The 26,411-nt window shown below is 39.1% G+C and carries 23 protein-coding genes and 3 other annotated features; of the genes, 5 read left to right on the forward strand and 18 right to left on the reverse strand.

Going from position 1 to position 26,411, the window contains the following annotated elements; genetic code table 11:
• Positions 1-18 precede the first annotated feature (18 nt).
• Positions 19-570 (reverse strand): hypothetical protein, encoded by a 552-nt coding sequence (locus tag MKY06_RS15285; RefSeq protein WP_029322623.1) that lies wholly within the window; start codon positions 568-570, stop codon positions 19-21.
• Between the two features lie 208 nt (positions 571-778).
• Between MKY06_RS15285 and MKY06_RS15290 the strand changes: the two genes are divergently transcribed.
• On the forward strand, positions 779-1,411 hold the full coding sequence (locus MKY06_RS15290) for a spore coat protein (RefSeq protein ID WP_029322625.1): 633 nt from the start codon (positions 779-781) through the stop codon (positions 1,409-1,411).
• A gap of 660 nt (positions 1,412-2,071) precedes the next feature.
• Positions 2,072-3,397 carry a hemolysin family protein gene (locus MKY06_RS15295; protein ID WP_289915561.1) on the forward strand — a complete coding sequence of 442 codons (1,326 nt, stop codon included), beginning with the start codon at positions 2,072-2,074 and terminating at the stop codon, positions 3,395-3,397.
• Between the two features lie 29 nt (positions 3,398-3,426).
• On the opposite strand, the gene MKY06_RS15300 is transcribed toward MKY06_RS15295, so the two are convergent.
• From MKY06_RS15300 to MKY06_RS15315, 4 genes are all read right to left on the reverse strand, one after another.
• Positions 3,427-4,380, reverse strand: coding sequence for a sporulation protein (locus MKY06_RS15300; RefSeq protein WP_078081945.1), 954 nt, complete (start codon positions 4,378-4,380; stop codon positions 3,427-3,429).
• Between the two features lie 123 nt (positions 4,381-4,503).
• Positions 4,504-4,755, reverse strand: a complete 252-nt coding sequence (locus tag MKY06_RS15305) for a hypothetical protein (RefSeq protein WP_170960211.1) — start codon at positions 4,753-4,755, stop codon at positions 4,504-4,506.
• A 263-nt stretch (positions 4,756-5,018) separates the two neighbouring features.
• Entirely contained in the window at positions 5,019-5,438 is a 420-nt protein-coding gene (locus MKY06_RS15310; protein WP_013057690.1) for a CBS domain-containing protein, read from the reverse strand.
• Between the two features lie 340 nt (positions 5,439-5,778).
• On the reverse strand, positions 5,779-6,750 hold the full coding sequence (locus MKY06_RS15315; protein WP_016764703.1) for an extracellular catalytic domain type 1 short-chain-length polyhydroxyalkanoate depolymerase: 972 nt from the start codon (positions 6,748-6,750) through the stop codon (positions 5,779-5,781).
• Between the two features lie 650 nt (positions 6,751-7,400).
• On the opposite strand from MKY06_RS15315, the gene MKY06_RS15320 reads away from it, so the two are divergent.
• Complete coding sequence (locus MKY06_RS15320; protein ID WP_029322637.1) at positions 7,401-8,945, forward strand: FAD-dependent oxidoreductase; 1,545 nt, start codon at positions 7,401-7,403, stop codon at positions 8,943-8,945.
• A gap of 42 nt (positions 8,946-8,987) precedes the next feature.
• Here MKY06_RS15320 and MKY06_RS15325 read toward each other — a convergent pair whose 3' ends face one another.
• The 11 genes from MKY06_RS15325 to allC all read right to left on the reverse strand — a co-directional run bounded on the left by MKY06_RS15325 (position 8,988) and on the right by allC (position 20,658).
• Positions 8,988-9,233 (reverse strand): hypothetical protein, encoded by a 246-nt coding sequence (locus MKY06_RS15325; protein WP_013057694.1) that lies wholly within the window; start codon positions 9,231-9,233, stop codon positions 8,988-8,990.
• A gap of 141 nt (positions 9,234-9,374) precedes the next feature.
• Positions 9,375-10,646, reverse strand: a complete 1,272-nt coding sequence (gene aroA, locus MKY06_RS15330; protein WP_053487429.1) for a 3-phosphoshikimate 1-carboxyvinyltransferase — start codon at positions 10,644-10,646, stop codon at positions 9,375-9,377.
• A gap of 15 nt (positions 10,647-10,661) precedes the next feature.
• Entirely contained in the window at positions 10,662-11,519 is an 858-nt protein-coding gene (locus MKY06_RS15335) for a prephenate dehydrogenase (protein WP_078081946.1), read from the reverse strand.
• 20 nt (positions 11,520-11,539) lie between these two features.
• Positions 11,540-12,706, reverse strand: coding sequence for a chorismate synthase (aroC, locus tag MKY06_RS15340; protein ID WP_013057697.1), 1,167 nt, complete (start codon positions 12,704-12,706; stop codon positions 11,540-11,542).
• Between the two features lie 49 nt (positions 12,707-12,755).
• Positions 12,756-12,956, reverse strand: a binding site (T-box leader).
• Between the two features lie 6 nt (positions 12,957-12,962).
• Positions 12,963-14,036 (reverse strand): bifunctional 3-deoxy-7-phosphoheptulonate synthase/chorismate mutase, encoded by a 1,074-nt coding sequence (locus MKY06_RS15345; RefSeq protein ID WP_013057698.1) that lies wholly within the window; start codon positions 14,034-14,036, stop codon positions 12,963-12,965.
• 126 nt (positions 14,037-14,162) lie between these two features.
• Positions 14,163-14,369: a binding site (T-box leader), on the reverse strand.
• Between the two features lie 70 nt (positions 14,370-14,439).
• Positions 14,440-14,645, reverse strand: a binding site (T-box leader).
• Between the two features lie 200 nt (positions 14,646-14,845).
• Positions 14,846-15,304: a GNAT family N-acetyltransferase gene (locus MKY06_RS15350; RefSeq protein ID WP_098277623.1), complete on the reverse strand. Its 459-nt coding sequence runs from the start codon at positions 15,302-15,304 to the stop codon at positions 14,846-14,848.
• A 59-nt stretch (positions 15,305-15,363) separates the two neighbouring features.
• Positions 15,364-15,894 carry a chromate transporter gene (locus MKY06_RS15355; protein ID WP_013057700.1) on the reverse strand — a complete coding sequence of 177 codons (531 nt, stop codon included), beginning with the start codon at positions 15,892-15,894 and terminating at the stop codon, positions 15,364-15,366.
• Positions 15,891-16,475 carry a chromate transporter gene (locus MKY06_RS15360; RefSeq protein ID WP_013057701.1) on the reverse strand — a complete coding sequence of 195 codons (585 nt, stop codon included), beginning with the start codon at positions 16,473-16,475 and terminating at the stop codon, positions 15,891-15,893. The genes MKY06_RS15355 and MKY06_RS15360 overlap by 4 nt, the downstream gene beginning before the upstream one ends.
• 24 nt (positions 16,476-16,499) lie before the next feature.
• Positions 16,500-18,110, reverse strand: coding sequence for a gamma-glutamyltransferase (gene ggt, locus MKY06_RS15365; protein WP_057273475.1), 1,611 nt, complete (start codon positions 18,108-18,110; stop codon positions 16,500-16,502).
• A gap of 43 nt (positions 18,111-18,153) precedes the next feature.
• A complete protein-coding gene (locus tag MKY06_RS15370) occupies positions 18,154-19,404 on the reverse strand; it encodes a pyridoxal-phosphate-dependent aminotransferase family protein (protein ID WP_029322648.1) in 1,251 nt (416 codons plus the stop codon).
• Between the two features lie 12 nt (positions 19,405-19,416).
• Positions 19,417-20,658 (reverse strand): allantoate deiminase, encoded by a 1,242-nt coding sequence (allC, locus tag MKY06_RS15375; RefSeq protein WP_029322650.1) that lies wholly within the window; start codon positions 20,656-20,658, stop codon positions 19,417-19,419.
• Between the two features lie 306 nt (positions 20,659-20,964).
• On the opposite strand from allC, the gene MKY06_RS15380 reads away from it, so the two are divergent.
• Entirely contained in the window at positions 20,965-22,548 is a 1,584-nt protein-coding gene (locus tag MKY06_RS15380) for a PucR family transcriptional regulator (protein WP_078081949.1), read from the forward strand.
• Between the two features lie 64 nt (positions 22,549-22,612).
• On the opposite strand, the gene MKY06_RS15385 is transcribed toward MKY06_RS15380, so the two are convergent.
• Together MKY06_RS15385 and MKY06_RS15390 are read right to left on the reverse strand one after the other, a co-directional pair.
• The gene (locus tag MKY06_RS15385) at positions 22,613-22,927 is read right to left on the reverse strand and encodes an MTH1187 family thiamine-binding protein (RefSeq protein ID WP_013057706.1); all 315 of its coding nucleotides are present in this window, start codon (positions 22,925-22,927) and stop codon (positions 22,613-22,615) included.
• Positions 22,928-23,051: 124 nt separating this feature from the next.
• Positions 23,052-24,218 (reverse strand): C40 family peptidase, encoded by a 1,167-nt coding sequence (locus MKY06_RS15390; protein ID WP_016764712.1) that lies wholly within the window; start codon positions 24,216-24,218, stop codon positions 23,052-23,054.
• 452 nt (positions 24,219-24,670) lie between these two features.
• On the opposite strand from MKY06_RS15390, the gene MKY06_RS15395 reads away from it, so the two are divergent.
• Positions 24,671-26,365, forward strand: coding sequence for a catalase (locus tag MKY06_RS15395; RefSeq protein ID WP_013057708.1), 1,695 nt, complete (start codon positions 24,671-24,673; stop codon positions 26,363-26,365).
• Positions 26,366-26,411 lie beyond the last annotated feature (46 nt).

Genomic DNA, 26,411 nt, shown 5'->3' on the forward strand with positions numbered 1-26,411 from the left:
AGCCTAAGCGGCTCTTTTTTACGTTTGTTGATTTACTTTTTTTTGTCTTTGCAGCCACATAAAAAAAGACATATCATCGTGAATGTCATCTTCTAGTACAGCCTTATAGACATGATCACTCGTATAATAGCGATTATATCCGCTTTGCTGCTTGAAAAATAAAATGCATTCCCGCTTCTTTTCAGTGAGAAGTGATTTTAATAACTCTTGTTTCTCAACTTTGCCTTTCACGATATTTTCTGGAACCACGGAAATATCAAGCTTCCACTCTTCTCCCTTCTGAATCATATACAGACTCCACTGATACTTATCTTTTTCATTAGCAAATATCATCTTATAAGGGTTAAAACGCTTTGTAAGCTGATACCCCATGTGAAAAATAGATTCTTCATCCATTTCATCATTTCCTACGTAAAAATTAATGATGCGATTTGTCATGACATTTAACTCAAAACTTTCCCCTGAGAGAGGACAACCGTATTCTCTTAACAGATCCAATAAATGATTGGATACCACCAGTTGATTTGCTTCGTGTTTTAATTCACTTGAGTATGACAGCAGCTCATTCATGTTTTTTGATTCCCCTATCTATAGATCGTGAATTGTTATTGATATTCGCTTTTTTTTCATAAAACCCTTTCACTTTTACCTTTTAATTAAATAACTAGTTGTAAATTAAGTTATGTAGAGCAACATTTTATGAATAAATCAAGTTTGAGTATAAAACCTGAAGAAGTTTAAAGACTATAGTCGATACCGATTTTAAGGAGGACTTAGTATGAATAATCACGAACTTCCTACAAACATGCAAACTGGAGCTGTACCCCCTCAATTGAACCATGGAGGGCATGAACTATTTGACGTTCATGAAACACTTGCCGGCTCGATTAATGTAATGGATCAGTTTATGATGTTTAGGCAATATGTAAAAGAACAAGAGCTGCTTGATATCATTGATCGGCAATATCAGTTTATTTTAAATGAATATAATTTAATCGTAGAAGCTTTTTCTACTGGTCAAAAGCCGGCCGATTCTACACATGTATATAACATGAAGCAGTCTCATACCTTTGTTTATGGCTTAAAGCCTTCGCAGCCTAAAAAGCCGAATCAGTCCGTTGAGGAAATCAATGAAAAAGGCATATCAGGTCATATGCTAGGTCTAGTTAAGTCTCAAGCATCTCTTTTAACCATGACCGCTTTAGAAATAACAAATCCTGTTGTTCGCCGAATATTCGGAGACAGTGTTCCTAATTGGATTGAAATGGCTTATGAAATTTCTCTTTATCAAAATAAACACCATTATTATCAAGTGCCGCAGCTTGCAAAAGAAGATATGCAGCAAATGATCATAAGTTTTGCAAAAGCTACTGCCTCTCCTCAGATGCCTAATAACCATAAGCTGCATTAATTAAAAAGAGGCTGGTACAAACGTATTTTAGTTGAAGCAAGATCCGAACGATTCATCGTTCGGATCTTTTCATTGGTATGGTGAATATAGGTTTAATGTTAATATGTTTGGAGTTGCTTCTAGCTGGTGATTGGAGGGAAAGCGTAGCCTTGCCCGGAAATCACCAGCAGTGTTACCAAACGACCCATACTAGATCATTTACTCAGTTTATTCGTCTTTAGATTGTATTGATTTTGTTATATCTCAATCCCGTTTTGTGTGTATATTTCAGAAAATGACAAAAAACTATGCATTTTGAATTATTTTCTGAATATTTGTAGTATTTTGATTAATTATGTATTATAATACAATTAACTAATAGAAAGGAGTGAGAGATGCATCATATATACTCGGATTACAGTTAAAGGAGGTGTCATAACACACTCGCAATACGTTTGCTAAAAGTCAGTTGAACTGTAGAACCGATATGTGATAGACCATGATGGTAAAGTTAAGATTAATTCCCCTAAATGAACATGTAACATAATAAACTGCTTCTTTTTCTTTTTAAAGATAGAAGCAGTTTTTTTATGTGCGTTTTTCTTTTCTCGATTTAATACATGTTTTCTCCACTTTGGCTAACACTTAAGATATACATTTACGTACAAGGTGGTGACTTTGATGATCGCCGTAAAATTACTATTAGTCGCAGTTTTAATTGCATTAACTGCTTTTTTTGTAGCGACAGAATTCGCTATTGTAAAAGTAAGAAGTTCAAAAATCAATCAGCTTCTAGAAGAAGGACATAAAAAAGCTGTATCTGCCAAACACGTTATTACGCATCTAGATGAATATCTATCCGCTTGTCAGCTTGGTATCACCATCACGGCTCTCGGGCTTGGTTGGCTTGGTGAACCAACGCTAGATCGGTTGCTTCACCCTCTTTTTACTACCTTCCATACGAATGAACCGCTTGCTGGTATTTTATCTTTTGTCATTGCATTTGTTGTTATTACTTTTTTACATGTTGTCTTGGGGGAATTAGCTCCTAAAACGTTTGCTATTCAAATGGCTGAACAAATTACGCTGAACTTTGCAAAACCGATTATCGTGTTTTACAAACTTATGTATCCGTTCATTAAAATATTAAACGGATCAGCTCGTATGTTGACCAAGATTTTTGGTATAACGATGATTTCAGAAAATGAAGCTGCTCATAGTGAAGAAGAGCTGCGCATTTTGTTATCTGAGAGCTTCGAAGGCGGTGAAATCAATCAATCCGAATATCGATATATGAGCAAAATTTTTGATTTTGACGATCGTCTAGCTAAAGAAGTAATGGTCCCTCGTACGGAAATTGTGAGTGCTTCCAAAGACGACGTCGTAGAGGTTTTTTTGCAAATCGCAAATGTCGAAAAATATACGCGCTATCCAATTGTTGAAGATGGGGATAAAGATAAAGTAATCGGTCTCGTTAATATCAAAGAAATTTATAATGATATTGTATTCAACGAAAAAGACGGCACCAATACGTTAGAGTCATACGTCAAGCCTATTTTTAAAGTAATTGAAACCGTACCGATTCATGACTTGCTTGTAAAGATGCAAAAAGAACGTATTCAAATGGCTATTCTTTTTGATGAGTATGGCGGAACCGCTGGGCTTGTTACAGTAGAAGATATTATTGAAGAAATTGTGGGAGAAATTCGAGATGAGTTTGATACGGACGAAATTCCTTATGTACAAAAAATTAAAGACGACCATTATATTCTTGACGGAAAAATGCTCATTAGCCAAGTAAATGATTTACTCGGTACGGATATTAGCGACGAAGAAGTAGATACCATTGCCGGGTGGGTGTTAACCAAAAAGTTTGATGTGACCAAAAATGATATCATTCAGCATGAGCAATTTTACTTTAAAGTTCTGATTATAGAGGATTTTCACATTAAGTATATAGAAGTAAAAAAAAGAAAGAAGAAAGAAAAAAAGGATGATCATCATTAATCATCCTTTTTATTTATTCAAAATCCCTTTTACCAATCGTCTCCTCCATCAAAAAAATCTCCATCCAACAGATCCTCCCCGGCTTCTTCAATATCTTCTCCAATTTCACCAAGCGCCGAGTCTTCAAACATATCATCCATCAAATTCTCAATGAGCAGTCCGCCTAACATACCGGCTGCAAAGCCTCCCATTGCTCCTCCTAACCCGCTCATACGTGGGTGGTGTGAATGCTGATCATAGTAAGAAGGTTTATAATACTCATAGTCTCGAGGATTTTCCATCATCTCTTCCATCGCTTCTTCCAGCAAACGAGCGATAGTAGATGGCTGGCTTAGTTCATCATTTGTAAAAAAGAGTTCATTTTTTATTTCCCTCTCTCGGCCGAAAGAAGGCAAATCTAGCTCCAACAGCACGCGGATACCTTTTCGTTCAATGGCTACCTCAAACTCAACCTCATTTACATATCCCTTTAAGAAGTCTGTAGGAAATAATGAAAATTCTTGTTTGTATCCGTTAAATTTTCCTGAATGATGTTTTTCTCTAAACCCAAGTGCTTCAAAGCCCTCTACTAGCTGATATAAGCTTTTTGGAGCTTTAATGCGCACAGGGTCCCGGTCTGTTGAGTCTACTCCCCCTTCAATATCTAAGTGTGTCTTAAAGAAATAGCTAACGTTGCTCGCAGAGATTGGAAGATCCAAAGGTAAATGATATGTAAATGGAATTTCTTTTTTCTCGCCTTCATTAATTGTAAATGAAGAAGCTGCGCGCAGGCTTTCCACACGATGTGTATGCATTTGACCGCTTTTCATTTGAACTTCAAGCCAAAATTCAACATCAATTAAATTAATATGTTGCTGAACGTTTCCACCTTGGATGATAATAGCTCCTTCAATTACATGACCGAGCGTATAGGCCGTTTCATTTAGTCGTAAATCTACTTTGGCAGCTCCAACTCCAATTTTAGCAAACATTTTTTTAAACATTTTTTTTCCTCCTCCAAAATGCTCTTACTATATATACGAAGTATACCGTTTATAAGTTTCAACTTACAAAAAAAGAACTCAATTTCTTGAGTTCTTTCTGCTAAATCAACGCTTCATTTTAATTCAATTATTTATTAAATTAAAACACCCAGCCCCAACAGCAGCGACGTCTTTTACAACCACCGTGACCTCCGCCATGGTTACCGCCGTGACCTCCGCCATGGTTGCCACCATGATCTCCGCCATGGTTACCGTCGTGACCTCCGCCATGGTTGCCATCATGATGGCATTTTTTATGTCCAGAACGATGATCATCATCATGTTTAGGACAATGATCGTTATGCTTATAATCGTTATGACAGCATTTTCCTTCATGGCTACTTCTTGGATCATAGCCAGAAGTTTTGTAATAATACTGATTAGAACACCAGCAACACTTCTTTTTATTGTTGTAACTCACATAAACCATCCTTATCTATAAATAAGATTTATATAGGCAATTTTATACCTATATATAAATAGATTATGTAAACTAGTACAAGGAAGTGCATTGCTGTGGGCCATGACCTAAGCCTGTTTTTAGGAGTATGTACGGGGGAGATAAGACAAGAAAAAAAGCCATCTAGAGATGGCTTTTTTTATATTTGATTTTTCACTTTACTTGCGCTTTCTGCATAAAACTCTAGAATTTCTCTTCTTCTCACAATTCCAATAAATACCCCTTGATCATCCGTTACAGGAACAAAATTTTGGTCAATTGCCTTTGAAAGGATGTTTTGAACTTCATCATATATAGCAACTGGGTTATAATCTTGATAGCGGTCAATCTCTGTTAATTTAATATTTTCCGTATCTTGAAAGCGATAGTCTCCTAGGCTTTTTAACTTCCAAAGAAGATCTCCTTCAGTAAGAACGCCCACATATTTACCATCATCGTCAACCAGCGGAACTGTAGAATAGCGATGATACTCCATTTTTTCAAGAGCCTGTCTTAATGTGGATTGAATATTTAGTGTTACAACATCACTTTTTGGTACTAAGAAAAATGCAATATTCATTTTTTAATCTCCTTTTCCTTACCCGCTCATCTTACAATTTCTATTTATTTTTTCAGTTTTCGGCTTATTTTAATGTTTTAATCATACAAAATGCAGCTCGCAGTTATCTTACATTTACAACTATAAGCTGTCAATCCTAAGCTATGTAATTTTGGCTTCTTATTTTCTTTATTACAGTACCCGTTTTCTAAATAATCAAATCCTAATTTTTAGAAAAACACGTCTAGTTAAAATAATGGCTCCTGCAGCTGCTTCTTTATACTAATAAGGGCCGGAAGAGCTACTTTCAGCTCTTCTTCTCTGCGATAAGAACGCAACTGAACCTCATTATATGCTCTGTTTATACTTTTTGACTCATGAAAAAGTCCCACATGATTCGACTAGCGTTGGGGCCTTTAGGGTCTGTATAGCTGCCGGCTGAATTCCCTCCTGACCATGCATGCCCCATTCCATTGATAATATATTTATCAATAGCCAATTCTCCCTTACTGCTTTCGTAGCGATATGTTGTATAATCCCGTCCAAAGAGAATTTTTTCTTCTCTCGTTTTAACCGGGCTATCTTGAATCCATCCATCTATTCTTCCGTTATAAGCAAGATTATTCGTTGTAATCCACTGGTGAACCACTTGATCTGCATTGGCTACATTTACCGTAGAATCAGCGTTACCATGAAATACAATGAGCGGCAGTGGCTTTGCCCGTTTTCCCATTTGCTGATAAGCAATTCTTCCTTGTTTAACGGGGGAAGGACCTTTACTGGCCATGACAGAATACGCATTAAATACGTTAAGAGCCGCCTGATATTCGATACCTGCTGACACACCTATTCCAGCAAACAGTTCTGGATACGTTACCCCCATAACGATGCTCATTGCTCCTCCTGCTGACAGACCGGCAATAAACACTTTATTTTTCTGAATAAAGTGCATGTTTTGGACTTTTTTTACAATCCCTGCAATAATAGCTGGCTCGCCAAACCCTCTAATTTGATGAAGAGGTTCAAACCAGTTCCAGCATTTATTCATATTTGAGTTAGAAGACTGCTGTGGATATACGACAATAAATTCCTTTTCGTCGGCGAGCTCATTCATTTGCGTGCCTATCGCAAAATCATCTGCATTTTGTGTACATCCATGCAGCATAACCATTAGTGGGTAAGATTTTAAAATATGATAGGATTTAGGTAAATAGACCTTGAATTTTTTCCCTTTATGAGTATATGTTTTAAATGATTCAGATGACGCTTCTTGTTGTTCACTTGAAGACACAAGCGTTGACGTATTTATAACATTAGGTAGTGAACCCAACATGGTACCCCTCCTCTTTTTGTCAACGTTTTCATTTTTCTTCCCAATTACGTCCTGTATTACAATACTACATATTATTTCGTTTTTTTGCACGTTCTACATACTCTAAGAGTACAACTTGTTTTGGTTTTAAGCCGTTTTTTATCTTCTTAAAATTTGGGATTTTTTTGCTATATATATACTTTATTACTATACATGAAAATTGTCACTATAATCATGAAAAAAGGACAAACATGCCGTTTGCCCTTTTATTTGGACCTTGATGTTTAAATACCTTTTGCCGAATTAAGCCTCTATACTTTTATTATATGATGCTCACTATCATTTATATGAATTTATTGCTCTTCATGTTTAAATCTGTAACCTTTACTATTTCATACTTTGCTTTTTATTCACCAATCCTTTCGTAGCAAATGGCAAGGTGCAGGTGCGGAAGCCACGTTGAAAAAGAAGAATCTTGAAGAGCAAATATTTCCGTTTAACCTCTGCTTCGTTCGCAACAATCGTACAAAGGCTGATTGTAATCACTCTTTCCCCTACTTTGCTTAAATAGGTATAGCAAAGAGATGCTATTAGAGTAGATTCCTTTATTTTGCATACATTTTTTAGAAAACTATGGTAAAAATAAGACTTATCATATGGAGGTGAATAAATTGGCAAATATCCCAAAGGATACTGAGCCCTACTGGCGCGATCATTTAAAGTTTCCAACATACCCATCTCTTTCAGAAAATCGAAAAGTTGATGTTGTAGTAGTAGGAGGCGGTATTAGCGGTATTACAACAGCTTATTTATTACAAAAAGAAGGACTGAACGTGGCGTTAATTGAAGCTGATAATATTTTAAATGGTACAACCGGTCACACAACAGCAAAGATTACAGCTCAGCATGACGTTATCTACGATGAACTGCTTTCACATATTGGCGAAGAAAAAACGCTGCTGTATTATAAAGCAAACGAACAAGCTCTGCAGTTTATGAAAAACTTAATTCAAACGGAGAACATTGACTGTGACTTTTCGGTACAAGATGCTTACTTATATGGAGAAACGCTGGAGTTTGATCATCGAGTTCGTAAAGAATTTCGAGCCTATCAGCGATTACATATTCCATGTGAATTTGCAACAGAGCTTCCTTTTAATTTTGATATTAGGGCAGCAGCTATTATGAAAGATCAAGCTCAGTTTCATCCGTTAAAATATCTGCTTCATTTAGTAAAAAAATTCACAGAAAGCGGCGGATTGATTTTTGAAAACACCGTAGCAACGGACGTAGAAGAAAGCACATCGCCCACCGTTGTCACAAGAGACGGACATCGAATTTCTTGCAAATACGTAGTGGCGTGTTCACACTTTCCATTTTATGATGGAGCGGGCTTTTACTATACGCGCATGTATGCCAAACGTTCGTATGTGTTAGCAGCAAAAGTTGAACAAGCTTACCCTGGAGGCATGTATTTAAGTGCTGATCAGCCTACTCATTCGCTGCGTTCAACAAAAGTTGACGGAGAAGAACTCATCTTAATTGGTGGAGAAGGCCACAAAGCTGGACAAGGAATTAATACTATGTTCCACTATGAGTCCCTTCAGAGGTTCGCTGAAGAAAATTTTAATGTTCAACATTTTCGTTATAAATGGTCTGCACAAGATTTATTTACGCTTGATAAAATTCCATATATCGGTCCCATTAAAGAAAGCAAGCCAAATATCTTTATTGCCACCGGATTTAAAAAATGGGGAATGACTCATAGTACCATTGCAGCACATATTATTCGAGATGCAATAACCGGAAAAGACAACCCATATGCAGAGTTGTATAATCCATCTCGTTTTTATGCAGACCCTAGCCTTAAGCATTTCTTTCGTCAAAATCTTGATGTGGCTGAACACTTTATTACCGGTAAGTTTTCAATGCCTGAAAAAGGACTGGATCAGCTCCAAAATGATGAAGGGTCGGTCGTATATGTAAACAGCAAACGTACGGGGGCTTATAAAGACCCTCAAGGGAAGCTTCACTGCGTCGATACTACATGCACGCACTTAGGATGTGAAGTGAATTGGAACGCTGGTGACCGCACGTGGGACTGCCCTTGTCACGGTTCTCGTTTCTCTTACGACGGATCTGTGGTAGAAGGCCCTGCTAAAAAGCCGCTTACGCCAGTGGATGTCAATTCAAGCGATAAAAAAAGCACGCCGTAGGGCATGCTTTTTTTATCATTATCAATGGATTCACATTTGAGTTTACTCTTTACATCCTTCTTTTCTAAAATATCGATTATACACCAAAACCATTGCATAAATGACTAAAAAAGAAAACGTAAAGATAATTAACCTTCCAGATTCAGGGACATGATCAAGATAGTCTGTTTCAAAAAACATAACAAACATCAAAAATGGCAATAGGAACAAAAACCAAATAAAATCTCGATCCATAAACATTTTTATAAAAAATAAAATGGCCCCGATGTAGACAATCATCAAAAACATAATCATTCACCAAATTCTATTTAATACTAGAGGTGTTGTAATGATTATATCGGATTTCTCCAGCGAAATATAGAGTCATTGGTTTTAATTTTATAAATTCCTTATAACTTTCAAACTGCTATTTTAACATAATAAGGGAATTTACTGCTGTAAAGACTCTAAGTGAGCAAAAAACTGCGGGTAAGAGACGGATACCGCGTCACGATTTTCAATAATTGTTTCCCCTTCAGCAATACAAGAGGCAACAGCGAGCATCATACCGATACGGTGATCTCCGTGGCTGTTTACATTTGCTCCGTGAAGTTTTGTACCTCCGTGAATAATCATTCCATCTTCCGTTGCTTCAATGTTAGCTCCCATTTTGGTTAACTCATTCACTACCGTATCAATACGGTTTGTTTCTTTGACTTTTAACTCTGCAGCATCTTTAATAACCGTGATTCCTTCTGCCTGTGTGGCAGCTAGTGCAATAATTGGGATTTCGTCAATTAGGCGTGGAATTAAGTCTCCGCCTACTTCTGTACCTTTTAAGTGAGAAGCTTCTACAACTAAATCTGCATAGGGTTCCGCTGTTTCTTTTGTTTCTTTGACTGTCTCGATCGAAGCGCCCATATTTGAAAGCACATCTAAAATACCCGTTCGAGTCGGATTCATCCCAACTTTTTGAATTTCAATGCGGCTGTTTGCAATAATAGCCCCCGCTACTAAAAAGAATGCAGCTGACGAAATATCACCAGGCACTTCTACATGCGTTCCTCTTAACGTTTGACCGCCTTCAATTGAAACCGTTAAGCCTTCTTCTTCGACTTTAACACCAAATGCCTCTAGCATACGTTCTGTATGATCACGTGATTTCGCCGGTTCCGTTACAGAAGTTGTTCCTTCCGCCTGCAGTCCAGCAAGTAAAATAGCTGATTTTACTTGTGCGCTTGCAACGGGAGATGTATAGTGTATACCTTTTGCTTGCCCACCTCGAATAACAAGCGGTGTAAAATTAGCATCTTTTCGACCGTCTAAATGAATATTCATATCACGAAGCGGACCGGTCACACGCTTCATGGGGCGTTTGGCAATGGATTCGTCTCCAATCAATGTTGAATGAAAGGGTGTATTTGCTAAAATCCCCATCATAAGGCGAATCGTTGTGCCCGAATTTCCAACATCTAAAATATCAGATGGCTCTTTTAGAGCTTGTATCCCTTTTCCTTTGACTACGACGCTTTGTTCATCAATCATTTGAATATCTACACCTAGTTTTTGAAAGCAGGAAATGGTGCTAAGGCAATCGTCACCTGGCAAAAACCCGTTAATCGTTGTTGTTCCTTCTGCGATTGAACCAAACATAACGGAACGGTGAGAAATGGATTTATCTCCTGGAATTTGAATCGTTCCTCGTAAAGCTTTTACTGTCACAATATGTCTCTCCTTTTATGCGTGAAGCGAATCACGAAATTCTTTGGCATCTGAAAAGTAATCAAATAATTCGTGACCGTCACCTTTTTCTACTAATAGTTTTACTTGTTCCATTTCTTTCATCCAGTCATCAAGCAATGTTAAAAGCATAGAACGGTTTTGTTTTAGTATATCTCTCCACATATGAGGATTGCTTGAAGCAATTCTCGTAATATCTCGAAAACCGCCTGCTGCCATTTCCGTGACAAGATGATTCTGTGCTGAATATCCTTTTACTTGTCTTACAAGACTGGTCGCAATCACATGAGGTAAATGACTGACAACTCCAGTGATTTGGTCATGAGTAGCTGCATCAAGCGGTACAAATTGTGCACCTGTAGGCTCTAGCAAATGCATAAGCGCATCTATTTTTTCTTTTTGCTCATTTTCAAACGGCGTTAAAATATAGCGCGCCGAACAAAATAAATCCGCTCGTGCATTGACTGCACCGCTCGTATGAGAACCAGCCATCGGATGCCCCCCAATAAATGAAATACGTTTCTTATTCAGCGCTTCGGCTGCTTTCATAATTTCACCTTTGGTACTTCCGACATCCGTTACGATAACCGTTTCTTTAAGCTTCCAAGTAGAAAGGTCGTGTATCCATGCTGTCGTGTACTCTACTGGAGTAGCAAGCACGATATAATCTGCTTGGGCTGCTTCTGTTTTTATATCTTCAGCTACATAATCAACGATACCTAGCTGGTTGGCTACTTGTACTTCATTTGTATTGATATCAGCTCCAACGACTATGACGTGACGATGCTTCTTCATAGCTAGCGCTAATGATCCTCCAATAAGGCCGACGCCAATAAGTAATACACGTGTTTTCACCTTTCATTCTCCTCTATTCATTAAAATTGCTTTGCGTATTCTTCATGTTTTTTTACGTTTTCTTGAATTAACTGAATTCGATCTGCCCCAAATTGATCGATAATAGCAGATGCTAGTTCCCAAGCAATCACTGATTCTGCTACAACCGCTGCCGCCGGTACTGCACAGCTGTCTGAGCGTTCAATACTTGCAGCAAATGGTTCTTTTGTATCAATATCTACACTTTGCAGCGGCTTGTATAAGGTAGGAATAGGTTTCATGACGCCTCGCACAACAATCGGCATCCCTGTTGTCATGCCTCCTTCTAAACCTCCTGCATTGTTCGTTTTACGCGTATAGCCGTTTTGTTCATCCCATAGAATTTCATCATGGACTTCGCTTCCCGGTCTGCGAGCTGCTTCAAAGCCTACGCCGATTTCAACGCCTTTAAACGCGTTAATGCTCATAATAGCAGCAGCTAGCTTTGAATCTAACTTACGATCATAGTGCACGTAACTTCCCACTGCAGTAGGCATTCCTTCTACTACTACTTCCACTACGCCACCAATGCTGTCTCCATTTTCTTTTGCATCATCGATTGCTTTCATCATCTTCTGTCCTGCTTCTTCATCTAAACAGCGAACAGGTGACGCTTCTGTTTTTTCCTGAAGTTCTGTCAGTGACTCATATGCCGTTTTTTCAGCTTTCACACCGCCGATTTCAAGCACGTGACACGCAATATTTACGCCTACAGCTTTTAGTACTTGTTTGGCAACTGCGCCTGTGGCTACTCGCACCGTCGTTTCACGAGCAGATGAACGTTCCAATACGTTTCGCATATCTCTGTGACCGTATTTAATCGCTCCATTTAAATCCGCATGACCTGGACGAGGTTTTGTAATTTGTCGCTTTACTTCTTCATCATGATCAACTGGATCAGCACCCATGATATTTCTCCAGTGAGTAAAATCTTTGTTTTCAACGACTAAAGCAATGGGTGAACCAAGCGTCTCACCGTGGCGAACCCCGCCTTTAATCTGAACTTGATCTTTTTCAATCTGCATGCGGCGTCCGCGCCCATGTCCCTTTTGTCTTCTTGCTAAATCTTCATTAATATGTTCGGCTGTTAATTCAAGCCCTGCCGGTACTCCTTCAATAATCGCTGTTAATTGAGGTCCGTGCGATTCTCCTGCTGTTAAATATCTCATATTATCGATTCCTTTCTGTTATAAAAAATAAAAAAACTCGCCCCTATGTCATAGGGACGAGTTTTTCTCGCGATACCACCCTAGTTGCAAACATTGCTTGCCACCTCGAATTGTTAACGATCTGCTGACCGCTCTGTAAAAGAGTACTCAAAGAGTGTAATTCGCTCACATTTGTGTACTGACTTCCACCAACCGTCAGCTCTCTGAGACAGGGAAATGTTTGCTACTAGTTTCTTATCACTGTATCACTATGAAATTAAGATAATTTTACTGCTGCACCTTTTAATTCTTCCATGAATTTGTGGAATTCAGGAATGTTCATTTGCTGTGCTGAATCTGATAGTGCTACCGCTGGGTCTGGATGAACTTCTGCCATTACAGCATCTGCGCCGATAGCAATCGCTGCTTTTGCACATGGTAATAATAAGTCTTTGCGTCCTGTTGAATGCGTTACGTCTACTACAACTGGTAAATGCGTTTCTTTTTTCAAGATTGGAACAGCTGAGATATCTAATGTGTTGCGTGTTGCACGTTCGTATGTGCGGATACCGCGTTCACAAAGAATAATGTTTCCATTTCCGCGAGACATAATGTATTCAGCAGCGTTAATGAATTCTTCAATTGTTGCTGCCAATCCACGTTTTAAAAGAATCGGTTTGTCTACAGAACCTGCAGCTTTTAATAGCTCGAAGTTTTGCATGTTACGTGCACCAATTTGAATCACATCTACGTAGTCTAGAGCCGTTTCAATATCTTGAGGAGAAACAATTTCACTGATAATTGATAGGCCTAGCTCATCGCCTACTTGACGTAAGATTTTTAACCCTTCCACTCCAAGACCTTGGAAATCGTAAGGTGATGTACGTGGTTTGAACGCTCCGCCGCGCATTAACGTAATGCCTTGTTCTTTAAGGGCTAAGCCCACTTCTTTTACTTGTTCGTAGCTTTCTACTGCACATGGTCCCATTACAAATTCTAAATTTCCAGGTCCTACTTTTGTACCGTTGATGTCAACGATTGTATCTTCAGATTTCTTTTTACGAGATACAAGAAGTGCTTTGCGGTGATCGTCTTCTTGAAGCTCTAAGCTTGCTTTGAAAATTTCTTTGAAAATATGCTGAATTGTTGAAGCTTCGAATGGTCCATTATGGTTAGCTAAGATTTGATCTAACGATTTACGTTCACGCACTGGATCAAAGCGATTCACACCTTGTGTACCTTTTACTTTTCCGATTTCTTGTGCGATTTCACCTCGTTTATTTAATAATTCTAAAATTTCTAAATTTATTTCGTCGATTTGTCCTCGTAATTGTTCTAGTGATTTTGTCATTTTAAAAATCCTCCTTTGATTTTATAACCTTGAACGGATCTTCTCGTTTAGTTTGTATTGAAAAATCCGTTTTACACCTACACAGCCGCTTATGCGGATATACAAAAAGTCCCTACTGATTGTATCAGTAGGGACGAATTGATCGCGGTACCACCCTAATTGCAAGCATTGCTTGCCTCTTCATTAAGATAACGGCTATTGCCGCTTTTGACTATCGCCAAAAGAAAGCTCCAAGAATGTAATTCGCAATCTCTTTTGTACTGATTCGCACCAACCATCAGCTCTCTGAATACAGGGAAGATTTTGCTACTATGCTCTTTTCATCGCTTGTAATGGATATAAAATTATAATGGACCGAAATACAAAAAGTCCCTACTCACCCTTAAGATTTTTCTTAAGAGTCAGTAGGGACGAAAATTCGCGGTACCACCCTAGTTGCAAGCATTTTGCTTGCCTCTTCATTAAAATAACGGCCAGGCCGTCTTTTCCTACTCGGAAAAGATGCTCAAGGAATGTACTTCGAAAAAATTTGTGTTCTGACTCGCAGCAACCGTCAGCTCTCTGTTACAGGGAAATTTTTTCTACTAGTGCTCCTATCAACGCTCAGTATTGACTATGTATGTGTACTTGGATAATCAGTTCCGATCGTTTGAAACTGTTTGTCGCTTCCAAGTTGTGTGTAATGTTGTGTGATGTTGATTTGTATTATGAATGGTTTTTTTATCTTCGTCAACACTTTTTATCAATTTTTTTTATTTTTTAAAAACCATAGCTCCTTCAAACCCATCTCTATCAAGAGTTTTGCTGCTCTAATTTTTTTCAAACTTGTATTCCATTTCAGATTCACATTCAATAAACCCATGTTTTTGATACAAGCTTTTTCCAGCGGAAGAAGCATTTAACCATATTCGATTTACACCACTTTTTTGGCAGTACTGCATCAAATGCTTTAAAATAGCTGAAGAGTAGCCGTGCTTTCGGTGATCAAAAGCTGTATACATGTTCATAACATATGCTTCTTTTCCTTGGAGGTTACTCGGTGAAGGCGGACGTATAAAAAAGACGATGCTTCCTGCTGATACAATTTCTCCCTCCGCTTTTAAAATAGCCGTATAGCTATTTGGATTATTTATATTTGCAGTAAAATATTCTTCTGTAGCTTTTTGAAACAGCTCCTCGTTCCCGTTTAATTCTCCCAGTTCTTTCATGAGCAACATTCGCAGTTTAACCAAATCCTGAACGTTTTCTAGCGCTGCTTTTTCAACCATGACTTCCCCTCTTTTCGTCTCTTTTACACAAAAAAACTCTCATTATTTGAGAGCTTCATTTAAGCAAGAAAAACAGCTCCGTATACGAGTGCTCCGACAATAACGAACGCTGGATGCACACGTAATTTTTCCAATAAAAGAAAGCTGGCTACTACTAAAAATAAAGTTTGCCATATACCTGAATCACCGTATGAATTCATAAAAAATTCATACGCCATCAAGCCCAGTAAAATGGCGATAACGGGACGAATGTAGTTCGTCATTTTCTTAACATTTGGCGAATCTTTATACTTAAATAATATTCGAAGTAAAATAACTAAAAGTAAAACCGATGGAGCAATCGTTGCAAAAAGAGCAATCACAGAGCCTAAAATCCCTGCCTGCTGATATCCGATAAACCCCGCCATTTTTGTTGCAATCGGACCAGGAAGCGCATTTCCAATTGCCAGCATTTCACTAAACTCTTTGACGGTAAGCCAATGGTAGCGATCTACGACTTCTTTTTGAATAAGCGGAATCGACGCAGGTCCGCCTCCATAGCCTAAAATATTTGAAACAAAAAACGCCATAAATAGCTGAATATAAATCATACCGATTCCCTCTTCTGCTTGTGTTCAGCACTTTCGCCTTTTTTTCCTTTTCGTTTTAGCGGAATCCAAGCTGCCGCCATAAGAACAATAATAATGACCGCTGGATGGATATGGGCAAATTCCATTAATCCTAAGCTAATAATCAGTAAGATAATAGCTGGCGTCCACCCTAAACCAGATGTTGATTTTTTAAAAAAGTCCCACGTCATAACCGCGAGCATAACTCCCACTACAGGAACAACTGCTTTGGTCATGCCCATAACCCACGGCTGATCTTTAAATTGCGTTAAAGTTGTTAACAGCAATACCATTAAAAAAACGGTTGGAATAACGGCTGCAAATAAAGCTGTCCCGAGACCCAAAATACCGCCGACTCGATAGCCGATGTATCCAGCCAGCTTTGTAGCAATAGGCCCAGGCAGCGTATTGGCGATTGCTAACAAATCGCCAAATTCATCGTCATCCATCCATTTGTACGTATCGACCACTTCTTTTTTTACGAGTGGAATAGCTGAAGGTCCTCCTCCGTAGCCGAGCATACCTGAGCGAAAAAACGCTATAAAAATATCCAATTGTCGCATTTCTCGCGCTCCTTTCTCTATGATCTAATAAGCAACGACCGCTCCGTCTGTTCGCGCTTCTGTGCCGCCGTATAATACGCCGGTTTGTTCATCTCTCAAAATAATCTGCCCTCTTCCAAACGTATGTCTGCTCGTAGCCACATGAATATCATGCCCTTTGCGTTCTAATGCTTCTACAATATGTGAAGGCATTTCTTTTTCCACAAGAACCTTTTTATGTTCAATCCACTGCCATCTTGGTGCATCTAAAGCTGCCTGAGGATTTAGATGAAAATCAATCATATTCATGACGACTTGCACATGTCCTTGAGGCTGCATGAATTTGCCCATTACACCGAATGGACCTACAGCACTTTTATTCTTTGTTAAAAATCCAGGAATAATGGTATGATAGGTCCGTTTTCCTGGCTCTAATCGGTTATGGTGCTGTGGGTCTAACGAAAAATTATGCCCGCGGTTTTGCAGGCATATGCCCGTATCAGGTACGACAAGTCCTGAGCCAAAATCCATGTAATTACTTTGAATGAATGATACCATGTTTCCTTCTCCATCAGCTGTCGCTAAATAGATCGTGCCGCTATGAGACGGCTGTCCGGCTTCGGGAATAAGCGCTTTTTCACCAATCAGTCCTCTGCGCTTGTTTGCATAAGAATCATTCAACAAATCTTCAACTGCTACTGTCATTTTATCAGCATCTGTAATGAATTTTTGTCCATCTGCAAACGCTAGCTTCATGGCTTCAATTTGCTTGTGATATGTATCGACAGAATCTTTGGCATCGAAAGAAAAGCCTTTTAGCGTATTTAAAGCTAAAAGTGCAATAAGGCCTTGGCCGTTAGGCGGAATTTCCCACACATCATATCCTCGGTAAGAAGTTGAAATTGGCTTCACCCACTCTGCTTTAAAAGCTGCTAAATCTTCTTTTGCTAAAAATCCGCCGTATTTTTTCGAAAAAGCTGCTATTTTATCAGCTAAATCCCCTCTGTAAAAAGATTCTCCATTCGTTTCGGCAATTTCAAGCAGCGTAGCAGCATGGTCCGGTGATCGCCACACTTCACCTACTTTAGGAGCTGATCCATTGTTGGCAAACGTCTCAAACCAGTGCTTATATTCGTCACCTTTTAACGCGTGTGTAAATCGTTCAAACGCTCGTTCCCAATTGTACCCTAAAATCGGAGAGATTGGGAAGCCTTCTTGTGCATATGAAATAGCAGGCTGCAGCACTTCTTTTAACGATAGCCGCCCAAAGCGTTTTGACAGTTCTACCCACGCACTCGGGGCACCTGGGACCGTAACAGGAACAAAACCGCGAGCGGGCATCTCTTTTATCCCCATGGCACGCAGAGCCTCAATAGAGATAGAAGCAGGAGCAGGACCGCTCGCGTTGAGTCCGTATAGCTCTTCATTTATCCACACAAGAGCAAATGCGTCTCCGCCAATTCCATTTGACGTAGGCTCTACAACCGTTAAACAAGCCGCGGAGGCAATAGCAGCATCTACCGCATTGCCTCCTTTTTTCAACATTTCAAGACCCGCCTGAGCAGCAAGAGGCTGACTGGTTGCTACCATTCCGTTTTTTCCAAACGTACACGTACGCTGCGATGCATAGGGGTGTGTAAAAAAGTATTCACTCATAGAAAATCTCCTCTTTTCTTTATATGATGAATAAAACGAATCTCTACAGGCTAGACAACGCTACTTCTTCCTCGTAAACTTCTAATGCTGCTTGCAAAGCAGCACCTGCATTCACGCTTGCCCCGTTTCGAATAAGCACTGCTTCAAGACCAGCCAATGTAAATAGAACGTTGTCTTTTCGACAGCTGTATCCCATTGTACCGATACGCCATATTTTTCCGTGCATCGGCCCAAAAGAACTTGCAATTTCAATCCCAAATTGTTCAAGAAGCGTAGAACGAACTGTCTCTCCGTCAATACCTGGGGGAATTAAAACACAAGTAACGGTTGGAACTTTTGAATGCTCATCTCCGAATAACGATAATCCCATTGCTTTAATACCGGCTACAAGTGCTTTTTCATGGAGACGATGCCTTGCAAATCTTTCCTCTAATCCTTCTTCTAAAATAACGCGCAGCCCTTCCCTTAAAGCATAGAGCATGGACGTTGCTTCCGTGTGATGATTTAGCCTGCGCTCACTCCAATAGTCTTGAAGCTGACTTAAATCAAAATAGTTGCTGATAATATTGGGACGCAGACGAACAGTTTGAGCATCCGCTTTTGTTGCGATTCCTTTTTCAACTTTTTTGCGTTCCATGATAATTTTTTCAATGCGATCATTGTACGTAATAGGTGCCATGCCCGACGGAACAGATAAACACTTTTGTGTACCTGCAATCAATGCGTCAATGTTCCACTCATCTACTTTTACATCCGTACCGCCAATAGTGGCTACTGCGTCGACGATAAATAAAACATCTTGGTTGCGGCATGCAGCACCAATTTCTTTAAGCCGCTGCATTCTTCCTGTAGACGTTTCACCATGAACCATTGCAACAATTTTCGGATTCACTTTTTTTATTTCATGGATAACTGTTTCAGGGTCAAACACTTCTCCCCACTCGCATTCAATATTGTGTACATCAGCTCCGTAGCGCTCGGCAATTTCCGTTAATAAATAGCCGAAGCGGCCGAAAATCGGGACAAATACTTTATCTCCAGGCTCAACTACACTTGCAAGAACTGCTTCAATCCCAGCTCTAGACGTTCCATCAACGGGAAAAGCCCATTTGTTTTTGGTTTGAAATAGTTCACGAAGCATTTCCATCGTTTCGTTCATAATGTGCGTAAATGCGGGGTCAAACTGACCTAAAATAGGTGTTCCTAATGCTCTTAATACGCGGGGATCTGCTTCTACGGGTCCGGGTGTCATAATCGTACGCGGCGGTGTATGAAGCTGTTTTGTTATAGTCATGTCAAATTCCTCCTAGTAGGCAAGTTTATATAATAGTTCTATTAAGACCTTTACTCCTTTTTCTAACTGTTCTCCTTTGGTGAATTCCTTTGGGGAATGGCTGATTCCATCTTGGCTCGGTACGAATAACAAACATGTGGGAACTCTTCGTCCGAATACCTGCGAGTCGTGTCCTGCACCGCTTACTAATTCTCGGGAGGAGATATTCTTTTCCGAGGAAATAATTTTGGAAAGTTCAGATAATTCTTCGCTCATGGCGACAGGTTTTTCATCCATCCAGCAGTCGATATTCACTTCTAAATCCCCTGCTGTTCGCTTTATAATTTCCTTCATTTCTCGTTCTGCCTCTTGTAAAACCTCATATTCATGATGTCTTATATCGACCGTGAATTCTACATATCCTGGTATTACATTCGGTGCATTTGGAGAAAGTGTAATTTTGCCAACCGTTACGTATAAAGCGTTATGATATTTTTCGCTCAATTCAATAAATGCTTTAGCAAGTTTGCAGCTCACATAAAATGCATCTTTTCTGATGTTCATCGGGGTTGTGCCCGCATGGTTACTTTCACCTTTAACAGATACTGTAAATCGTTTCTGCCCGACGATACTAGAAACAATTCCGATATCGCAACGAGACATTTCAAGCTGCTTTCCTTGTTCGATATGCAGTTCAATAAAAGAAGCGATGTCCGTGCGGTATGGCTCGCTGTGGAGGCCTTTTCCGAAATTAAGCTGTTTCATTGCGTCATCCAGCTTAACCCCTTCTTTATTTATAACATGTTTTGCATCACTTTTGCTGTGTAATCCATTCATATTACCTGATCCCCAATACGTAAGAGGAAATCTGCTACCTTCTTCTTCACAAAGTGATACGACCTCTAAGGTTTTTGTAGGGGAGCCGTAATGCGCATATAGGTACTGCAGAGCAATGATACCTGCCACAACACCAAACGCCCCGTCATACTTTCCTCCGTTTATCACGGTGTCGATATGGGATCCTGTTAAAATAACTTGTTGTTCTGAACCCGTTCCTTGCAACCGTCCAAATAAATTTCCTACATCATCGTAATACGTTTTGAGGTGAAGTCCCTTCATTTTTTCTTCCAATGCTTTTTGAGCTGCATTCCACTGTTCGGTATATAAAAGCCTCGTAACGCCTTCTTTTTCATCTAACCCAAACTGTGACAACCAGCTAACGTTTTCTTCGATTTGCTGACAAAGCTTAGATTTTCCCGTCATATCTGCAACCATTGCTATCCCTCCTGCTATCTTCATTTTAAGAAAATGACTGATTGTTTTCATTGACACTTCCTACAATGATTTAGTGTTTTTTTGGCTATTATCACTAAATATACAAAGTCTTATATACGTCACTTTTTCTAACATTATATGTTATTTATTTTATCTTACAGGATTGAATACACTTCTTCATTAACAATTTATACATTTTTTTCTGAAAATTTTATTTATTTTAACTAAACTTTCTTATAAAATAAAAGATAGATAAAGATATGCGCAGGGAAATGTGAGAATTTTTAACAAAAGGAGTAATGAATAATGGAACTACAAACTCTTTTACGCATTCCAATTTATGAAAAAGCATCTGTAGTAGCCGGGCAAAAAGGAGTCACCCGCAAAGTACATAACGTCAATATGATGGACGCACCCGATATTTTATCTTTTTTAAAAGAAGGAGAATTTTTAATTACAACGGGTTATCATTTCAAAGAACATGAAGAAAGCTTAGCAAAACTTGTAGAAGGAATGGCTAAAAAGAAATGTGCAGGATTGGCCATCAAAACGAAGCGCTTTTTCGAACACGTTCCTGCTTCTATTTGTCAGCTAGCTGATGAACTTCACTTTCCGATCATTGATTTCCAAACGGACGAAACGTTAGGCGCAGTTATTAACGAATCTCTCAGCTTTATTTTAGATAAAAAAACAGCCGAGCTTCAGCAAGCGATGGTCACACATCAGCTATTTTCCTCGTACATCTTACAAGGAAAAGGCATTGAGAAAATTATGCAATCTATTCAAACGTTATGCAATGCTCACGTTGCCCTTTTTGATACCCATGGCCATGAACTCTTTTATACAAACAAACGCGAACCCTTTCCACTCCCGATGGAAGAAGCGGTAGCGGGCGCTAAGCAGCTGTTTTTACGAACGTCAAAATATACAACCTTTTCCTTTTTACACACCAAAAAAACCGTTACGCTTTTTCCGATTGCTACTCATACAAGAAAGTACAGTTATTTACTTATTGAACACCAAGTTTCTTTATCCGATTCAGCGCTCCTAACGATTGAACAAGCGACAAACGTTTTATCCTTCGAAATGATGAGACAGCAGGCTTTGTATGAAGCTGAACGGCGACGAAAAAACGATTTTTTCAATCAGCTTGTTAACAATTATTATAAAACGCTTGAAGATGCTTCCTTTCAAGCACAGATGATGGGCTTATCAGCAGGAAACAGCTATATTTGCGCCGTCGGGAAAATCCACTCTACATTCACGCCTTACAGCGATGATGATATGATCTATGAGCTCCTTCAATATGAGTTATCAACAGGTCATACAGAGGCCGTTTTGTTTTTCTATGACAATCTTTATATTCTTTTGTTTACACCTCATTCTCAACCTATGATTATAGAATGCTTGCATCGCTTGCAGGAAGCTGTTTACCGTCACTACGATAAGCGAATGTCATTTGGAGTTGGAAACCAAAGCCAATCCCTACTTACAATCGCTGACTCATATAAAGAAGCTGTTGAAGCTCTTGAAACCATCCATTTTAAAGATCAGTCGAAGCTTATTCAATTTTATCAGCCAAAACAGTTTAAAGAACTGCTGAGGTTGCTTCCAGCAAACGATTTACAAGATTACTATTCTCAAACATTAGAAGGTTTGCTGCAGTACGACAAGAAAGATCGCTCCATCTTACTTGACACGCTTGAAACATATCTAAATTCCAATTGCCAAATCTCAGAGACTGCTAAGCAGTTATTCGTTCACCGGAACACGGTGATCTATCGAATTGAAAAATGCGAAGAATTATTAAAAAGACCTATTCACACGTCAGAGGAAACCCTTCGGCTGCGCGTAGCTTTTCAAATTTTTTCTCTTGTGCATGCTAATTAAGTATAAATACAATACAAAACGCCTGAGTGGATACTCAAGCGTTTTGTATTGTATTGCATATTATTTATTTTGCTTTTAATTTAGACTGTACTGATTGTAATTTCCCAGCCATCGTATGATTTTCTTTATCACGGCGATCATCAATTCGTAAATTTGTACATACGCGCTGAATACCATTTTCAAAAGGTACTTCATGCATCTCTTGAACAATTTTTAGCAGCGTGCTTAATTCCCCTTCAATCAATGTATTCATAGGGGTTAATTGATATGTAATTTCATCTTCATGCTTGGCCAACACTTTTTGAATATCAGCTACGTACTGACTCACGCTTGGCGTTTCCGTACCTACCGGAATAATGGTTACATCTACAATAGCCATGTTATACACTCCTTTTATTTGTTCCCTAGTTATCATACCAAATCGCGCAAAAATTTCCTACTTTTACGTTTATGTTGCATAGAAAAAAGGAATAGTTCTGCAACTACTCCTTTTTGTTACACTCTTATAGGTAACGCTTTGCTCCTAAGTAACGTTTTGACCAGTAAGAGTTGCTTAGTGATGTGATTGTCACGCCTGTTGAAGAACCTGCATGCATGAATTGACCGTTCCCGATATAAATTCCAGCATGACTAGCTCCTGGTTGGTACGTTTCAAAGAAAACGATATCGCCAGGCTGAGGTGAACTTACACGCGTACCAGTTTGATAGATGCTAGCAACTGTACGAGGAAGACTTACACCTACTGCATTGCGATATACATAGTTAAGGTAACCACTGCAATCAAAGCCTCCAGGCGCAGCTCCACCCCAAACATAAGGTGTTCCCATAAAACGTTTACCATATGAAATAACTTTTGAAGCTGAGCTTGAGCTTGTGCTGCTTCCTGTTGATGTTGAAGGTTTTGAGCTGCTAGAGCTGCTTGAATTTAATTTATTCAGCGTATCTGGACCCGCTTCTCCGTCTACTAATAAACCATTTGCACGTTGAAATGATTTTACTGCACTTGTTGTAATTGAGCCAAAGTAGCCTGTTACACCAGCTGAGAAGTAACCTTTATTTTTTAGTTTTTGCTGAAGGCTGCTTACTGCTGAACCTTTCATACCTTGACGTAAAATAGTTGAGTTGCTAGAGCTAGAACCACCAGTTGAAGCGCTAGAACCGCCATTTTTTAATTTACTTAACGTAGCTGGACCCGCAATTCCGTCCACAGACAGTCCGTTTGCACGTTGAAATGCCATTACTGCATTTTTTGTAATTGAACCGAAGTATTGAGTCGTAGTCCCTTTAAAATAGCCTTTATTCTTTAGCTGCTGCTGTAAAGATTGTACGTTTGGTCCAGTTGAACCAACGCGCAGCAATGAACTTGAGCTAATTGATGAACTTCCGCTTCCTAGCAGCTTATTAAATGTAGATGGACCTGCAATACCATCTGCAGATAAACCATTTGCACGCTGAAACGACTTTACTGCGCTAGTCGTGATTGAACCGTAATAGTTTGTTGTTGTACCGTATGTAAAATAACCTTTGTTTTTTAATTTTTGCTGTAATTCTTTCACATCTGAATTACTTGTTCCTGGGTGTAGCGTAGCATCTCCTAAAGCAGCTTCACTAATTGTAGGTACTACTGTTAAAGATCCACATAACGCTAACGAATATATCAACTTTTTCATAAAAAAAGGTTCCTCCAATGCCATAATCTACTAATCTATAAGACGTTTACATTGTAACAACACATTATTACAAAATAACATCACTAATATTACATTTATGTTACAGGAAACGACAGTAGCGCAGCTGTATGGTGTATATTGTCGTAGTTTATTGTCGTTTAACACTTAATAAGTTCGACAAAAAAGCTAATATATTCCAATATTATTCCTTTTCCTACACTAATAATAGGTAAAAAATCACCCGTAACATTATCTTTATATTTCAAAAAAAACAATTTATTTTTTTTTGAAATGTGAAACTTTTTTAAAATTTATTCGTTTAGCGGACTTGTTCCCCTCTTTAGTAAAACAGCTTTTCTTCTAAAAATTTATATTGTTTCCATATTAATGAATAAAAAAGCGAAGGCTGAAAAAAATAGTCTTGTTATGTTTGAAACAAGGAGGATTATTTTATGAGCCATAAAGGCATTCATGGTACAAATGTTAGCGGATCAGGTGACTCGGAAGACCAACGCTATGCAGCCGGAGAAAACGAGCAGACGCTTACGACGCGTCAAGGTCACCCCATTCGTGATAACCAAAATTCTCGAACGGTAGGCAACAGAGGACCTGCTACTCTTGAAAATTACCAGCTGATTGAAAAGCTTTCGCATTTTGATCGTGAACGTATACCGGAACGTGTTGTTCATGCCCGGGGAACGGGAGCTCACGGATATTTTGAAACGTACGGAAAGCTTGGAGACGAGCCCGTTGAAAAATACACCCGCGCAAAAGTTTTTTCAGGAGCAGGCAAACAGACGCCCGTGTTTGTGAGATTTTCTACCGTAACTCATGGAAAGGACTCTCCAGAAACAATGCGAGACCCAAGGGGGTTTGCTGTAAAGTTCTACACAGAAGACGGAAACTGGGACTTAGTAGGAAATAACCTTAAAATATTTTTTATCCGCGATGCTATTAAATTCCCTGATTTGATTCATGCTTTTAAGCCCGATCCTGTGACAAACCGTCAAGATACCGAGCGTATTTTTGATTTTATTTCTCACACCCCTGAGGCTATGCATATGATTACTTTTTTATTTTCACCTTGGGGAATACCTGCTAACTATCGGCAAATGCAAGGTTCCGGTGTTAATACATATAAGTGGGTAAACAAAGATGGCGATGCGTTTCTTGTGAAATACCATTGGGAACCAAAACAAGGAATTAAAAATTTGACCCAAAAGCAAGCAGAAGAAATTCAAGCTAAAAATATCAGTCACGCCACTCAAGACTTGTATGAAGCGATTGAGAGCGGTAACTACCCCGAGTGGGAACTTTGTATACAAATCATGGAAGATGGAGAGCATCCTGAACTGGATTTTGATCCGCTTGATGACACGAAAATTTGGCCGGAAGACCAATTTCCATTTCTCCCAGTAGGTAAAATGGTCCTAGATAAAAATCCAAGCAACGTATTTGCTGAAACGGAGCAAGTCGCATTTGGTACGGGTGTACTTGTAGACGGGCTAGATTTTTCTGATGATAAAATGCTGCAAGGAAGAACGTTTTCCTATTCCGACACGCAGCGTCACCGGGTGGGAACAAACTACTTGCAGCTGCCTATTAACGCGCCGAAAAAACATGTAGCAACAAATCAACGCGACGGTCAAATGGCCTATCATGTAGATGCTGCTCCAGGTCAGAACCCGCACGTGAATTATGAGCCTTCTTCTCTTGGAGGTCTTCAAGAAGCGCATGACCATCCAAAACCTCATCAGCCTTATGTTGAAGGAAATGTAAAAAAAGAAAAAATTGATCGTACAAATGACTTTAAGCAAGCTGGTGAACGCTATCGTTTACTAGAGGACTGGGAACGTGATGAGCTTATTCAAAATTTAGTAGACGGCTTAAAATGTTGTCACCATACCGTTCAAACAAAGATGATTGAGCTTTTAACTCAATGTGATTTTGACTACGGCAATCGAGTAGCAAATGGCATTGGTCTTCTGATGCATGATGATGGTTCCCTAGAAATTGAAATGGGAGCAGAAATGACTCCTACATACGGGAAATTGCCAAAAGAAGGCGGTTCACCCTTAGGAAGCAACAAAGCTGCTGATGCGGTAGAAGAAGCTAATGAAAAAGGTCACGATGCTCATCCTTATTAACAAAAAACATCCTGCAGCGACAGCAGGATGTTTTTTGGGTTAAACG

The organism is Priestia sp. FSL P4-0332 (genome assembly GCF_038005845.1).
GTDB lineage: Bacteria > Bacillota > Bacilli > Bacillales > Bacillaceae_H > Priestia.

Bases quoted from the DNA above. Each gene is read 5' to 3' on its own strand.
- MKY06_RS15285 (WP_029322623.1), bottom strand. From the start codon at position 570: ATGAATGAGCTGCTGTCATACTCAAGTGAATTAAAACACGAAGCAAAT.
- MKY06_RS15290 (WP_029322625.1), top strand. From the start codon at position 779: ATGAATAATCACGAACTTCCTACAAACATGCAAACTGGAGCTGTACCC.
- MKY06_RS15295 (WP_289915561.1), top strand. From the start codon at position 2,072: ATGATCGCCGTAAAATTACTATTAGTCGCAGTTTTAATTGCATTAACT.
- MKY06_RS15300 (WP_078081945.1), bottom strand. From the start codon at position 4,380: ATGTTTAAAAAAATGTTTGCTAAAATTGGAGTTGGAGCTGCCAAAGTA.
- MKY06_RS15305 (WP_170960211.1), bottom strand. From the start codon at position 4,755: ATGAAGGAAAATGCTGTCATAACGATTATAAGCATAACGATCATTGTC.
- MKY06_RS15310 (WP_013057690.1), bottom strand. From the start codon at position 5,438: ATGAATATTGCATTTTTCTTAGTACCAAAAAGTGATGTTGTAACACTA.
- MKY06_RS15315 (WP_016764703.1), bottom strand. From the start codon at position 6,750: ATGTTGGGTTCACTACCTAATGTTATAAATACGTCAACGCTTGTGTCT.
- MKY06_RS15325 (WP_013057694.1), bottom strand. From the start codon at position 9,233: ATGTTTTTGATGATTGTCTACATCGGGGCCATTTTATTTTTTATAAAA.
- aroC (WP_013057697.1), bottom strand. From the start codon at position 12,706: ATGAGATATTTAACAGCAGGAGAATCGCACGGACCTCAATTAACAGCG.
- MKY06_RS15345 (WP_013057698.1), bottom strand. From the start codon at position 14,036: ATGACAAAATCACTAGAACAATTACGAGGACAAATCGACGAAATAAAT.
- MKY06_RS15350 (WP_098277623.1), bottom strand. From the start codon at position 15,304: ATGGTTGAAAAAGCAGCGCTAGAAAACGTTCAGGATTTGGTTAAACTG.
- MKY06_RS15355 (WP_013057700.1), bottom strand. From the start codon at position 15,894: ATGATTTATATTCAGCTATTTATGGCGTTTTTTGTTTCAAATATTTTA.
- MKY06_RS15360 (WP_013057701.1), bottom strand. From the start codon at position 16,475: ATGCGACAATTGGATATTTTTATAGCGTTTTTTCGCTCAGGTATGCTC.
- ggt (WP_057273475.1), bottom strand. From the start codon at position 18,110: ATGAGTGAATACTTTTTTACACACCCCTATGCATCGCAGCGTACGTGT.
- MKY06_RS15370 (WP_029322648.1), bottom strand. From the start codon at position 19,404: ATGACTATAACAAAACAGCTTCATACACCGCCGCGTACGATTATGACA.
- allC (WP_029322650.1), bottom strand. From the start codon at position 20,658: ATGGTTGCAGATATGACGGGAAAATCTAAGCTTTGTCAGCAAATCGAA.
- MKY06_RS15380 (WP_078081949.1), top strand. From the start codon at position 20,965: ATGGAACTACAAACTCTTTTACGCATTCCAATTTATGAAAAAGCATCT.
- MKY06_RS15385 (WP_013057706.1), bottom strand. From the start codon at position 22,927: ATGGCTATTGTAGATGTAACCATTATTCCGGTAGGTACGGAAACGCCA.
- MKY06_RS15390 (WP_016764712.1), bottom strand. From the start codon at position 24,218: ATGAAAAAGTTGATATATTCGTTAGCGTTATGTGGATCTTTAACAGTA.
- MKY06_RS15395 (WP_013057708.1), top strand. From the start codon at position 24,671: ATGAGCCATAAAGGCATTCATGGTACAAATGTTAGCGGATCAGGTGAC.